Origin of the sequence: Streptomyces sp. NPDC050263, from assembly GCF_040655955.1 — a bacterium.
Classification (GTDB): Bacteria; Actinomycetota; Actinomycetes; order Streptomycetales; family Streptomycetaceae; genus Streptomyces.
Genome location: NZ_JBFAKW010000075.1, coordinates 31,378 through 45,858, shown reverse-complemented (window position 1 = coordinate 45,858; position 14,481 = coordinate 31,378). Strand labels below are relative to the sequence as shown.

The 14,481-nt window shown below is 68.7% G+C and carries 5 protein-coding genes; all 5 read left to right on the top strand.

All coding sequences use genetic code 11. The features are described 5' to 3' along the window. Positions 1 to 1,068: 1,068 nt before the first annotated feature. Positions 1,069 to 3,765: a Helicase associated domain protein gene (locus tag AB0J04_RS28855; RefSeq protein WP_363171487.1), complete on the top strand. Its 2,697-nt coding sequence runs from the start codon at positions 1,069 to 1,071 to the stop codon at positions 3,763 to 3,765. A gap of 198 nt (positions 3,766 to 3,963) precedes the next feature. Continuing rightward, the gene (locus tag AB0J04_RS28850; RefSeq protein WP_363171486.1) at positions 3,964 to 4,959 is read left to right on the top strand and encodes a hypothetical protein; all 996 of its coding nucleotides are present in this window, start codon (positions 3,964 to 3,966) and stop codon (positions 4,957 to 4,959) included. Next, entirely contained in the window at positions 4,956 to 7,025 is a 2,070-nt protein-coding gene (locus AB0J04_RS28845) for a hypothetical protein (RefSeq protein WP_363171485.1), read from the top strand. The genes AB0J04_RS28850 and AB0J04_RS28845 overlap by 4 nt, the downstream gene beginning before the upstream one ends. Then, complete coding sequence (locus AB0J04_RS28840; protein ID WP_363171484.1) at positions 7,022 to 7,987, top strand: MoxR family ATPase; 966 nt, start codon at positions 7,022 to 7,024, stop codon at positions 7,985 to 7,987. The genes AB0J04_RS28845 and AB0J04_RS28840 overlap by 4 nt, the downstream gene beginning before the upstream one ends. Then, complete coding sequence (locus AB0J04_RS28835; RefSeq protein ID WP_363171483.1) at positions 7,914 to 14,468, top strand: SAV_2336 N-terminal domain-related protein; 6,555 nt, start codon at positions 7,914 to 7,916, stop codon at positions 14,466 to 14,468. The genes AB0J04_RS28840 and AB0J04_RS28835 overlap by 74 nt, the downstream gene beginning before the upstream one ends. The last annotated feature ends 13 nt before the right edge of the window (positions 14,469 to 14,481 follow it).

Genomic DNA, 14,481 nt, shown 5'->3' with positions numbered 1-14,481 from the left:
GGAGCGGTCGCTGCGCTCCCGCTGCCCACGCAGCGCGTGGGCAGATCCCTACGCTGCGCTCCTGGATCCGGTGGGGCCGGCCGCTGCGCGGCACGGCGGGCTGCGCGATGCGCGATTCCGGCTGAAGGGGTGTCAGGTGCGGATAGTGGGCCCTCCAGTGCGGGAGTTAGGGGGTGCTGAGCACTCCAGGGCGGGTTCGCTGCGCTCCCCCGCCCTGATGGTCCTTCAGGCTTCGCCTTACGGACCGTCAGGCCCGCTTGCCCGGGCCAGGCTAGCTACGGGGGTGGAGGTCGCTCGTTCGCGCCGGGTTTCAGCGTAGCACGTGCATCAGGTTGATGCTGCATGTACCGTTGGTGGAAACAAGGGACGCCCCGCAACCACCACCGGGGTGGATATTCGAGAGGAACGGCCGCAGATGACCGGTCACTACGAACCTACCGGAACAGACCCTGCGCTGAGCGGCGATTCTGTGCACAGAGTGACGCAGTATCAGCAGGAATTCGCATTCCTGGCCTCGCAGGGCGTGCCCGCGAGCGAGGCGGACGACTTGGTCGCCGCACTGGAGGCCGGGGCGGTCGCCGGGCGCAGAGCGAGGTGATCGAGCTGGGCGGCATGACTCCGGGTCCGGTGTTCGAGGACAGCTGGGATGAGGGCGTGACAGCCGTGAGCGAGACCCTTGTGCGCATTAACCAGGGCTGGTCGCGGCGCGGCTTCCGGTCGGCCGGGGCTGCTGAACTTGCCGTACACATCGCGGACGTGAGGCAGCGTGAGCGCGCCGGGCTGGTGCGCCTGGAGGCGTTCGTCCGGGAGACGGTGCTGGCGCGCACACACCCGCACACCACAGAGCGGCGCCGTGTGCTGAGGCACTGGGCGAGGCCGGCAGTCTGTCCACCGGCGACGTCATCCTCGAGGCCGGGCACTACGACCCGGACGACAAGCCGTCATGGAAGGACGGAAAGCCCGGCGGCCGGCGCCTCGCCAATGGGTCGATCTGGGACCACTCAGCCACGTACCCGCACGCGGACCGTCTGAAATACCGCCGGAATTAGGCATCGAGGAGGAGAGTAAATGTCTGCGATTCAGCTCAAGGAACACCAGGTCGATCAGAAGGCGAGTTTCCGTAAGTGGGTGGGATTTCCTGCAAGGTCATCTGTGCCCGCTCAGGGGGCGCGCGCCATGATCGTGTCGGCGACCGGGTCCGGGAAGACGTACACGGCCGCCGCGGGCTCGCTGGAGTGCTTCCCGGGCGGGCGGATCCTTGTCACGGTGCCCACCCTCGACCTGCTCGTGCAGACCGTCCGGGCGTGGCGCCGGATCGGTCACAACGGGCTGATGGTCGCGGTGTGTTCGCTGGAGAAGGACGAGGTCCTGGAGGAGCTGGGCGTCCGTACGACCACGAACCCGATCCAGCTGGCGCTGTGGGCCGGGAGCGGGCCCGTCGTCGTGTTCGCCACGTACGCCTCCCTCGTCGACCGTGAGGACCCCCGGGACATCACGGGCCAGCGGAAGATGCGCGGGCCGCTGGAGATGGCCATGGCAGGCGGTGAGCTGATGTACGGGCAGCAGATGAACCCCTTCGACCTGCTGGTCGTGGATGAGGCCCACGGGACCGCCGGCGACCTGGGGCGACCCTGGGCGGCCATCCACGACAACGTCCGGATCCCCGCCGACTTCCGCCTCTACCTCACCGCCACCCCCAGGATCCTCGCCGCTCCACGGCCCCAGAAGGGCCGGGACGGGAGGGAATTGGAGATCGCCTCGATGGTCTCCGACCCGGACGGAACCTACGGCGAGCGGATCGCCGATCTCGGGCTGTCCGAGGCGATCGAGCGCGGGATCCTCGCTGGGTTCGAGATCGATGTCCTGGAGATCCGCGACCCCGATCCCATCCTGGGGCTGTCCGAGGAAGCCCTGCGCGGTCGGCGCCTCGCGCTGCTGCAGGCCGCCCTGTTGGAGCACGCCGCCGCTCACAACCTGCACACCGTGATGACGTTCCACCAGCGCGTCGAGGAGGCCGAGGCGTTCGCGGCGAAGATCCCCGCCACCGCCGCAGAGCTGTACGCCACCGAGGCCTGTGGCAAGGCCCTTCAGGACGCCGCCGCGCTGCCCCGGTCCTCGATGGGAGCCGAGCCCTACGAGCTGGAACCGTTCCGTCACGTGCCCGCCGACCGGGTCTGGTCCGCCTGGCTGTGCGGAGACCACCTCGTCAGCGAACGGCGAAAGGTGATCTACCAGTTCGCCAACGGCATCGACGCCAAGGGGCGCCGCGTGCACCGCGCGTTCCTCGCCTCCGTACGCGTCCTTGGAGAAGGCGTCGACATCACCGGCCTGCGCGGTGTCGAGGCGATCTGCTTCGCCGACACCCGCGGCTCCCAGGTCGAGATCATGCAGAACATCGGCCGAGCCTTGAGGCCGAATCCGGACGGGACCACGAAGGTCGCCCGCATCATCGTCCCCGTCTTCCTCTCTCCCGGCGAAGACCCCGACAACATGATCTCCTCCGCCTCCTACAAGCCCCTCGTGGCCGTCCTGCAGGGCCTGCGCTCACACGACGAACGCCTCGTGGAACAACTCGCCTCCCGCGCCCTGACCCGCGGCAAGGAGCGCCGGCGCATCCACGTGAAACGCGACGCCGACGGCAACATCATCCAGCCCGATCAGACCGAGGGCGGCGGCGAGGGCGAGGGTGAGGAGGAGGGCCAGGATGCGGCCGAGGCCGCCGTGGAGTCGGCGCTGCTGCACTTCGCCGGCCCCCGCGACCCCGCCACCATCGCCGCATTCCTGCGCACCCGCGTCTACCGGCCCGAATCCCTGGTCTGGCTGGAGGGCTACCAGGCCCTGCGCCGCTGGCGCGCCCGGCACCACATCAAGGGCCTGTGCACCGTGCCCTACGACACCGAAACCGAACTCGGCGTCACCGTCTTCCCGCTGGGCCGCTGGGTCCACCAGCAGCGCCGCGCCCACCGCGCCGGCGCACTCGAAGACCACCGCAAACAGCAGCTGGACGACGAAGGGATGGTGTGGGAACCCGGCGACGAAGCCTGGGAGACCAAACTCGCCGCCCTGCGCTCCTACCACCGCGCCCACGGACACCTCGCACCCCGCCAAGACGCCCTCTGGGGTCAAGGTGAGGGCGAGGCGATGATGCCCATCGGCCATCACCTGGCCAACCTCCGCCGCAAAGGCCAGAAGAACGGCCTGGGCAAAGACCCGGAACGAGCCGCAGAGCGCGCCGCGCAGCTGACCGCCATCGATGAGGACTGGGACTGCCCCTGGCCCCTCGACTGGCAACGGCACCACCGCGTCCTCGCCGACCTCGCCGCCGACGAACCCCACGGCCGTCTGCCCCACATCGCACCCGGCGTACTCATGGACGGCGACGACATCGGACGATGGCTGGAGCAGCAGCGCAAGCCGGGCACCTGGGCGCAGCTATCCACCGAGCAGCAGCAGCGGCTGTCCACGCTGGGCATCAAGCCGCTCGAGGCGCCGCCTGCGGCTCCGGTGGCTGGGCATGCGGCGAAGAGCCCGAGCAAGGCACAACAGGCATTCCAACGCGGCCTGACGGCCCTCACGCAGTGGGTGGAACGGGAGGGTCAGCGGCCGGTCCCACGCGGCCACAGCGAACAGATCACAGCCGAGGGCGAGACGCAGCCGGTAGTCGTGAAGCTGGGGGTGTTTATGAGTAATACCCGGAGCCGCCGCGACAGGCTCACCCCTGACCAGCGTGCCGCGCTGACCGAACTGGGAGTCGAATGGGCCTGAAGGACGTCACCACCGCGGCCGCACCAGCGTTGCCTGCCACCGCAATGCCCATGGCAGTAAGAGGCATGGTAAGGCGTTCTTCTCCGTTCTGGAGCATGTACGCCTTTCAATCTGATAGGGATCACCCTGAGCACATTTCTTCTCACGAGCTTGCAGGGTTCAGAAGTCAAGGCGCGGACTGCTGTACGGGGGTATGGGATGAGTGATTCCGCCAGGAGCCAGCTGGTGTTCGTACACGGTATCGGCGGCGTACGAGATGCCGTTCAGGAGCGCCGCGAGTGGCTGGAAGCACTGGCCGAGGGCGCCCGCAAGGCGGGGCATGCCAATTCGGTGTCTGGGCTGACCCAGGGGTGGCTGGCGGAGGCCCGCTTCGCGGATTACAGCGATCTGTTCGTGGTCCGGGGCACGCAGGGATCGGATACCGGAGGGCACGACGATGAGCAGGTGGCATTCCTGGACGCACTGGTCCGAGACGTCATCGACGAGCTCGGTCTGCAGGCCCAAGAGCAAGGAGATCAGCGCGCGCTGAAGGCCATCGAGACTGCCCGAGACCAGCTGCCTGATGGGGATGGGGATGGGGATGGGGATGGGGATGGGGAGTGGCAGGGGGTCGGGGAGCCGGTTCGAGTCCTGGGGAGAGTGCTGACGACTCTGTTGCAGGTGCCTGGGCTGCGGCGGGCTGCCCAGTGGGCGAGCGGCAGGACGTTGCTGGGGCAGCTGGCTCAGGTCGGCCGCTACCTGGATCGCGGTGGGGCGGACGAGAGTGGGCGGCCGCTGGATGTGCGGATCCGTGAGCGGGTGCTGCATGGAGTGGATCCGGAGCGGTCGCTGGTGGTGGTGGCGCATTCGCTGGGCTCGGTTGTGGCGTTCGAGGCCTTGCATGACTATGCAGGTTCGGTACAGCTGTTGGTGACTTTGGGCTCTCCTCTGGCGACGGGGGCGGCGGTGCTGCAGCGGGTGCGTCCGCAGCCCGCGCGTACGCCGGAGCCGGTTGGGCGGTGGCTGAACTTCTGGGACCGGGACGACATCGTGGTAGCCCGCCCGCGGGTGCAGCAGTGGATGCTGCCGAGTTTCTCCGGGGTGGTGCCGGTGACGGATCGGGTGGACTCTGACGGTGTGTGGGTGCACACGGCGACGAAGTACTTGCGGCAGCCGGCTGTGGCCGGGCCCATCGTGGAGGCGCTGAAGCAGTGACGGGCGGGCTGGCGCGGCATGTGCTGGTGATCGGGGCGCAGTGCCGGGCCATGGGAACGTTGACGCGGCTTGAGCAGGCCGCGCGTGAGTTGCATGACGTGCTGACTGATCCTGCGCTGGGGGGCTGTCGGGCCCGCGTCGGTGAGTACCCGTCTTTGCTGGTGAACAGGGAACTCCAGCCTGCGGACATCCGCAAGGCGGTGGAGGAGGCAATGCAGCAGGCCAAGGCCGATGGTGCTGTGCTGGTGGTGGCGCTGCTCGGCCACGGGTTTACACCACCGCAGCAGACCGAGTTGTACTTCATGGTCAGTGACTCCACGACGGAGAGTGTTTCGTCGGCGGTAAACGTCAGGCAGTTGCTGACTGAGGCAGCCGATGAGGCCGGCGTGGACGGCGTGATAGCACTGGTCGATACCTGTCACGCTTCGGGAGCCACGCCGGATACGGGCCAGGTCGCGGGCGGTATCCGTGCAGGCCGAACGCGGCTGTCGGTGCTCACCGCCGCTGCAGCCGACCAGCCCGCTCGGGACATGAGACTGACCTTCGCCCTGGTCAAGGTGCTGGCTGAGGGACTCGCCGGGGCAGGCAGCGAAGTGTTCGTGGGCCGGATGCTTACCAAGGAGCTGCGCGAGCGGGTCAGTGGGCAGACTGTCGGGTGGATGGAGTATGACAACGACCCGTTCGCCCTGGGGGGCTTGTGGCTGGCCCGCAACCGCCGCTATCGCAGCCAGCGGGCTGCCGACGAGGTCGTGGGCCCACTGGGACGGCAGGAGTTGCAGCAGGCCGTGGAGATGTGGCGGGTACAGCGGCACTTGCCTGAGCGCTTGACCCGTACCACGCTCACCGAACTGCACGACTTCGTACACACCGGCCCGGTCGAGGACGAGGCCAGCGCTGACTGGCGTATCCGTGTGGGCGACGTGGCAGGCGCGCTCGTGGAATGCGCACAGACCGGCGAACTACTCAGCAGCGTGTTCGCCACTGCGCTGACCAGCGATCTGCTCCGTGCTGCAGGACGTCTGGCGGGTTTTCCACTGGAGGCTGCAGGAGCGGTGCCGCTGCGGGACTTGCTGGAGTACGCCGCCCTGTCCGCGCAGCCTGTCGACGGAGCTCGATGGCAGGGCCTTGCCCGTTTCATGGCTGCCGTCGAACACCAGGTTGATTCCGGGGTCGAGGATCCCCAGATGCGAAAGTGGGCGCAGCAGCATGGGGTGATCACCGAGTTCAACGATGCCCTGGCCGAGTTCTCGCAGAGCAGGCAGCAGCAGGAAGTGCGGTTGGTCGTCAGCCTGGCCGGCGCTTGGGCAGACTGGCCGGAAGAGGTGGACGCCTGGCTACTGCTTGGTCAGTCGGCACTGCCGGCGCGCGAGCGGTTCGGCTGTGAATCCGTAGACCGCATCGGTGTGGGAAAAGCGATCAAGGCAGCGCTGGATTGGGCACGCAGCCGGCTTCCTGCCCCGGAACTGCTGATGCACGTCGATGTGGCCGCCCCCGCCCATCTGCTGGCGCAGTGGCAGCCCGAAGAAGAAAAGGTCGGCCGCTCTCTTCTGGGAGTTCACCATGTGGTCGTTGCGCGCTGGAGCGGCCGATTGGACCCGTCTGAGGACAACGCGGAGATCAACGACACCGCCCGCAAGACACTCAACGCCATGGCGTCTTGTGGAAAAGTGCCTGTGGAGTGGGTCGACCCGGCTGTCCTGGTCGACCAGCCCGGCCTGGAGCACGCGCTGATGACCGGCCAGTACGCCACGGCGGTCGGGCTCGACCACCACCCCCAGGACCTGCATGAGATCTTGGGACTGCTCCTGCCCTATGCGCCGATCATCCTGTGGCCGCGCGCCGATGCACGGCCCGCCAACGGCCAAGTCCAGACCGTGGTACAGCAGAACTGGCACGACTTGCCCGACGGCTTCGCCGAGGCCTATCGCAGCCGCTGGAAGGGCTCTCACGCGGACTGCCCGGTCTGCCTGGGCGACATCCGGGCCGTGTGGCACGACGAAGCGTGGCTGAATTTCTGCCGCCCGTTCGAGAACCGCATCGTGGCCGCCCTCGAGGAGGAGCTGTGACCTGGAAGCCCTACTACCACGGCGACGGCGAGCGGCGGCAGACGTCGCTGGCCAAGCCGCCGCCGTGGCGGACTTTCCCCCGCACCCCGCAGCACGAGGAATTCCGGCCTCCGCCCGGGTTGACCGACGCGGTCAACGCGGCCCTGCACCTGCGCCGACCGCTCCTGATCACCGGGCCCGCCGGGTCGGGGAAGTCCACCGTGATCGAGCAGGTCGCCCACGAACTGGGCCTCGGCCCGGTGCTGCGCTGGCACATCGCCTCCCGCAGCACGCTGACTGAGGCGCTGTACCGCTACGACGCCTTGGGCCGCATCCATGCCCAGAGCCTGCAGGCCGCCATGGGCAACCGCCCCGGCGCACGCACACAGCGCAGGCACCACCACGGCGGCGATGACATCGCCCCGTTTCTGCAGCTCGGACCGCTGGGCACGGCTCTGCTGCCTGCGGAGCGGCCACGGGCCCTGCTCATCGACGAGATCGACAAGAGCGACCTGGATCTGCCCAGCGACCTGCTGGAAGCCCTGGAGCGCGGCGAGTACGAGATCCCCGAGCTCGTGCGCTACCGGCGCCCCAAGGTCAAGGTCCGCCAGTGGGACAGCCAGGATGAATACGTCATCCTCCGCGGACGCGTACAGTGCACACAGTTTCCCTTCATCGTGCTGACCAGCAACGGGGAACGCGACTTCCCCCCGGCCTTCCTGCGCCGCTGCATCCGCTACACCATGCCCCCGCTGACACCCGAACTACTACAGAACATCGTGCACGCGCACTTCAAGCGCGCACCCGACGCCGGCACTCAGGAACTGATCAACGCTTTCGCCGAGCGGGTGGGCAGCGGCGAACACCTTGCCATCGACCAGCTCCTGAACGCCGTCGCGCTGCTCACCGGTGATCACGAATTCCCGGAACAGCAGCGCCAGGAACTGCACGAGCTACTTCTTCGCGAGCTCTCCCGTGCCTGATGACCTCGGCCGCCTCCTGGCCGCGCTCGGCGCCTCGGTTCCGGCCGACGCAGACCCGCAGCTCCTCGCCGACGCCGTGTGGCTGGCCGCCGCGCGCGCCGCAGCCGACGACACCGGCGAGGCCGGTGCCGCAGCCGCTTCCGCGATCCCAGGACCCACTGCCGCGGAGGGCGCCCCCGCACAAGCCTCCGAGCCATCACCGTCAGCGCCGGCCGACACCGCAGACGGTGCAGAAGACGCTGAGGTGTCCGCGCTCCACCCGGGGGGAATCACCCACGTCCGCGGCGTTCCGCTGTCCCTGGGACGGGCCGCTCCGCTCCCCGGCGCGCTGGCCGTCGGACGCGCGCTCCAGCCGCTGCGAAGGACGTGGCGCCGCGGCGCCGGAATGCGCCTCGATGTCGACGCCACCGTGGAGCACTATGCTCGCGGAGGGCCACTGGTGCCGATCTTCGCTCCACGGCCGGAACGCTGGTTCGAAGTCGTCGTCATCGTCGACACTTCGCTGTCGATGAGCGTCTGGGGCGAGACCACACACGCCTTGGTCCGCCTGCTGGGCAGCCTGGGCGCCTTCCGCGCCGTACATACCTGGCAACTGCACTGGCAGGACGCGCAGCTTCACGTACGCGACCACTGCGAGCGGGCCATTCCAGCCGACCGCGTCCCTCTCCACGGCAGCGGAGCACACGGCCGACGCCTCGTTGTGGTCGTCTCGGACTGCGCCGCACGCGGCTGGCACCACCCCCGGCCCTGGCAGCTACTGAGCGCCTGGGGCCGGCAGGCACCCGTTGCTCTAGTCAACCCGCTGCCGCAGCGTCTGTGGCGCCGCTCCGCACTCAACCTGCCCGCCGTGCACGCGACCGCCCCCCAAGCCGGAACCCGCAACAGCGCCCTGAACTACCGCCTGCCCCTGCGATGGCACCCGCGCCCCGGACACCGCGAGAACCTGAGTCCGTGGCAGGCGCTGCCGGTCGCCTCTCTGACCCCTCACTCGCTGGGCGCCTGGACCCGGACCCTGATGGCCGCGGACCCGCACGGCTGCGACGCCGTACTCATCCCTGCCACCGGGCGCCTGCCCCACGCCGTCACCCCTGGCACCGCCTCCCCCGCCCCCCAATCCACCGACGATCCCGCAGGCCTCGCCGACGCCTTCTTGCACACAGCCTCCGCCGGAGCAGTCCGTCTCGCCGTCCTCTGCTCCCACCTGCCCGAACTCACCCTGCCTCTGCTGCACGCGCTGCGCGACCAGGCCGTACCTGAAGCCCAGCTCGCCGACCTCGCCGAGCTGCTCACCAGTGGCCTCCTGACGGTCGCCACCACCCCCGGCCACGACCCCGTCCTGACGCTCCGCCCCGCGGCTCGAGACCGGCTGCGCATCCACCTGACCACCCATGACGCCTGGCAGACCCTCCGCGCCTTCAGCCGCCATCTCGCCACCCACCCCCACGCTCCTGGCGGCATCGCCGCCATCCTCCACAGCCCGCATGCCACAGCCCAACTACCCGCCCAGCTCCAGCCCTTCGCCCAGGCCGCCACCGCCACCCTCCGCCTCCTCGGCATCACCATCCCCGCCGCAGACGCCCCCGCGGAAACAACCAGTCCGCCCAACGCGGCACCGGCCGCGCCAGGCTTGCGGCCATCAGCCACCCAGGTAGACACCACACCCACGTCGATCACCTCATCAGCAGACCCCGACCACCAGCCCGCGCCACCGGCCGTCGGTCACCCGCACGACGTGCCGTCATCCATGCAGGAGACCACGCACTCCCCAGAGCCAGCGCCCGACAGGAATGGTGAGGAATCTCAGACTCCGCCCCATTCCATGACCGATGCCCCCCCTCCAGACGCCACAGCCGCAGATCCGGACGCAGCGCTCAGCCGCTACTGGCGAGATCCCGCCTACCGGATCGAGGAGTTCCCCACCTCGTCTGCCCTGCCCGAACTACGAACCCTTGCCGAGCGGCCCTCGGAACTGCTGTCCACTCGTTTCCAGGTGGTGCCCTTCACCGGCCGCGACGCCGAGCTCGCCAGCCTCACGCGCTGGCGCGATGATCCGGCCGGTCTGTCGATCCGGCTCATCCACGGGTCCGCTGGAGAGGGGAAAACCCGCCTGGCCATCGAGTTCGGCAAAATGAGCCAGGATGCAGGATGGGCGGTGGGGAAGGCGTCGACACCGCCAAGCAGCGAGCCGAGTGCGGACGCCACCCCGCCCAAAGACCTTCCGGGGCGCCGTGCAGGAATCCTTGTCGTGGTGGACTACGCCGAAACCTGGCCCCTTTCCACCCTGCACGACTTCCTCCAGGAACCGCTCCTGTACCGCAGAAACACCCCAGTCCGCGTACTCCTGCTCGCCCGCCACGCGGGAGCCTGGTGGCAGAACCTGACCACGTGGATCGACCACCGGCTCGACGCTGCGCACGACACGCTCCCGCTGAAGCCGCTGGCAGCCTCAGTCCGGGCGCGGACTGAGCTCTTCCACCTCGCCTGCGACAGCTTCGCAGCGCACCTCGGCCTCCCCCACGACCAGGCCGCCCGTATCGGCCCGCCCCCGGACCTGGACACCGACGAGGACTACGCCCAGATCCTGACCATCCACATCGCCGCCCTGGCCGCCGTCGACGCCCACCTGCACCACGAGAGCGCCCCGACCAACCCGGCCCGCGCCTCCGCCTACCTCCTCAAACGCGAACGCGCCCACTGGAGCGCCCTGCACCAGCGCCCGTCCCAGCCGCTGTCCACCGCCGCAGCCTTGACCGCCGTAGAGGATCTCCTGCACAACACCCCACCCATTCCCCGCGACAGTGCGCTGTCACCACCACGATGGCCAGGCGGACCTTCAGAAACGCGGATCGTCATGATCGCCAGCACCATGGATCCGGTGCTCGCCGGGAGCAGCTTCCGCCAGCTGGGTACCGGTTTCCTGCTGAGTCCTCGCCTGATCCTCACCGCCGCGCACATCCTCCAACCGGGCAGCCGACCGGAGACCGTCAAGGTCCGCAACAGGCGCGGCACCATCACCGCGGACGGCTGGGTCGACTGCCGCGTCCTATGGGCACACGACACCCACGACGCCGCTCTGCTCCTCGCCGAGGAAGACCTCGTCGAGCCCGCCACCGACAGCCACTTCTCCGCCCCCCGCTGGGCACAGCTGACCGGCGACGAACCACTGAGCCCCTGCCACCTCACCGGCGTTCTCATCGCAGACGCGGCTTCCCCACAACCGAGCGGCCATCTGACCGGCACCCTGCGCCCCACTTCCTCCTCCCGAGGTGCCGCGTACGAATTCGAACCCACGAACCCCCTGCCGCAGCCCCGCAGCACTAAACCGTTCGCCAGGGGCATGTCCGGGGCCCCCGTCTTCTTCGGGGACTTCCTTCTGGGCTTCGCCATCGCAATGCGAGACGACCGCTCCACACGCCCTCGTTTCGCTGTCGCCGCCATCAGCACCCTGGTCGACGACCGCGGGTTCAACAAGGCCTGCAGCCGGTACATGCGGCGCATCCCCCGCCTGCACTCCTTGCCCGACGCCCCTTCCACATCGGCCGGGGACGACTATGCGAGTGGCGGGCTGACCGGGCGCCAGCCGCCGCGGGTGTTCATTTCCTACGCCCGTGAAGACGACGACGGTACCCACGCCGAACAGGTCCGCAGTTTGTGGCGGCTGCTGCGTACGGAAGGAATCGACGCCCGTCTCGACCAGATCGACATCAAGGCCGGCCAGGACGTGACGGCCTGGATGCGACACGAAGTTCGGGCGGCCGACTTCGTCCTGGTCATCGTCTCCCCCGCCTACAAACGCCGCGCCGAAGACCCCGAAGCCGCCCCTGGGGCCGCAGCAACCCTCGAAGCCCGCCTTCTCCGTAACAAACTCGCCCACTCCCCGACCGACACGAGCCAGCGGATCCTGGCTGTGGTCCTACCCGGCCACACCCTCATGGACCTCCCCATCCTCCTCAGGCCTTTCACCCCCTACATCGTCGACCCCATCACCCCAGCCGGCGCCGCCCTGCTCCTGCAACGCCTCGCTCAACGCTCCCCTTCTGCCGCAGGCCGCACTGACCCGGCTGAGCAGGCCCGCCACTCCACCGAGCTCGCGGAGCACCACTGGCGCGCAGGGCGCCATACCGAAGCTCTCGCTACCGCCGACCAGGCAATCGAGGTCTACCGGCGGCTGGCTTCCGACGACCCCGCCTACCGGCCCAACCTCTCCACGGCCCTCGCCACCCAGTCCGATCGGCTGGCCGAAACCGGTCGCTCCAGCGAGGCTCTGCAGGCCGCCCGAGAAGCAATCGCCATCGCAGAGAGCGCAGCCCAGTCCGATCCCGATGCCTTCCGCCCGGCTCTTGCCATCGCCCTGTCCACGCTCAGCAACCGCTTGGACGAGACCGGCCAGCGCAAGGAGGCACTGGCCCCAGCCGAGCGGGCGGTGGTGATCCGGCGACAGCTGACGGATACCGACCCCGTCACGCACACGTACGACCTCGCACGGTCACTGTCCAACCTCAGCAACCGCCTCGCCGACCTCGGACGGCATCGAGAGGCACTCAGCGCGATCACCGAGGCTGTCACCCTGTCCCGACAAACCGCCGGGACCAACCCAGACACCTTCCTTCCCGGCCTCGCCACCATGCTCAACAACCAGGGCGCCGCGCTGTCGAAAGCAGGCCGCCCGGCAGAAGCAGTACACGCCACCGAAGAGGCCGTCCTCATCTGTCGAAAACTCGCCCGGACAGGCCATGACTCCGCTGTTCCCGGCCTGGCCAGCACGCTGCTCAACCTCGGCGCGGCACTGTCAGAAACAGGCCGGCATGAAGAGGCCCTGAGCACCGCCGAGGAAGCCGTCACCCTCTACCGGCACCTGACCGAACCCGGCACCGGCACCCACAGCCCTCGGCTCGCCGCCGCGCTGCACAATCTCAGCCTCCGCCTGTCAGAGACTGAACGGTCGGACGAAGCACTCACGGCGCTCGACGAAGCCATCGCCCTCCGACGTCGCCTCGCAGCAACCAACCCGGACGCTTTCCTCCCCGACCTCGCACAATCGCTGAACGCGGCAGCGGGGCTACGGACCAGCTGGCGCCAGGACCTGGACAGAGCCCTGGAAGAAGCAGGGGAGGCCGTGGAAATCTTCCGCCGGTTCGCCGCACAACTTCCTGCAGTGTTCACCAGCCGCCTGCACCAAGCGATGACAACGCAGGCAGCGGTCCTCGACGCGCTCGGACGTTCCGACGAAGCCGACCATCTGGCGCCGTTCCGTGACTCTCTGGCACCACCGGATTCCGGAGAGACGACGGACATCCAAGAGGGCTGGGCCTGGCTGCGGTCAGACCCGCTCCAACGCTCCCGCCCCTCGGAACCCCCCGACCCGTCCCGCTCGAACGCAGTCCTGGCAGACGAAGCGTTGTCAGCGGGGGGCCATAACCTGGCGAAGCGGGAACCGCAGAAGGGCACCTCCATGAACGCCAGTTACTACCGGAGCCAGCTGGACAGGAAGAACAAAGCTCGCGCTGACGCGGAGAAGAAGGTCGGCGAATTCCGCAAGAAGGAAGCCGACAAGCGTGGGAAGGCCACGAAGGAGCGAGCGGCCGCAGCCAAGGCGCGCAGCCAGGGCACCATCAACAGCAAGCTGCGCGCTGCCGAGCGGTACGAGAACGAGGCCAACAAGGCGAGCCAGGACGCCAGCACGTGGAGCGCCAGAGTGGGCAAGCTCTCCAAGGAGACAGCTGATCTGTCGGCCAAGCTGGCGAAGGCGCAACAGGCTGAGCGGGCGGCCGCGGAGAAGGCTCGCCAGCGTGAACAGCAGAAGATCGAGAGCCGTCTGTCGACGACGGAGGGCGAGGTGCGCACAGTGCTGAGGGAACTGCGGGCCCCGAAGCCGGAAAAACTGCGGGTGCTGCTGCTGGCGGCCGCTTCCGCCGGTGACCTGCGAGTTGGCCAGGAGCAGCAGAGGATTCGTGCGGCGGTGCAGAGTGCCACCCATCGCGACCTTGTCGAACTGGATGTCCACCCGGCCGCGACGGCGGACGTCTTCCTGGACGCGCTGACCCGGTTCCGTCCCCACGTCGTGCACTTCTCCGGTCACAGCACGCAGGATCTGATCGCTTTCGAGAAAGGTGAGGACGGCTTTCACGAAAGTGCCATCGTCAGCGCCGGCGCCTTCGCCCGGGCCATCGCCGCCGTGGACGACAAGCCGTTGCTGGTCCTGCTCAACTCCTGCCACTCCGCAGCCCAGACCGGGAAGCTGGTCAGCACCGTGCCGTTCGCCATCGGCATGTCCGACACCATCGGCGACGTCGACGCCATCACCTATGCCGCCCGGTTCTACGCCGCCGTCGCCGACGGCCAGTCCGTCCAGGCCGCCCACCTCCTCAGCCGGGCGGCCATCGAAATGAACGGCCTGCTCGACCACGACCTGCCGACCCTCACCTGTGCAGTGGACGTCGACCCCAGCGCTACGAAGCTGGTGACGCCGCCTCCGGAGTAGGACGTGGTTGAGC

Excerpts from the sequence above, each read along its gene's own strand:
- AB0J04_RS28855 (WP_363171487.1), top strand. The coding sequence starts at position 1,069 with ATGTCTGCGATTCAGCTCAAGGAACACCAGGTCGATCAGAAGGCGAGT.
- AB0J04_RS28850 (WP_363171486.1), top strand. The coding sequence starts at position 3,964 with ATGAGTGATTCCGCCAGGAGCCAGCTGGTGTTCGTACACGGTATCGGC.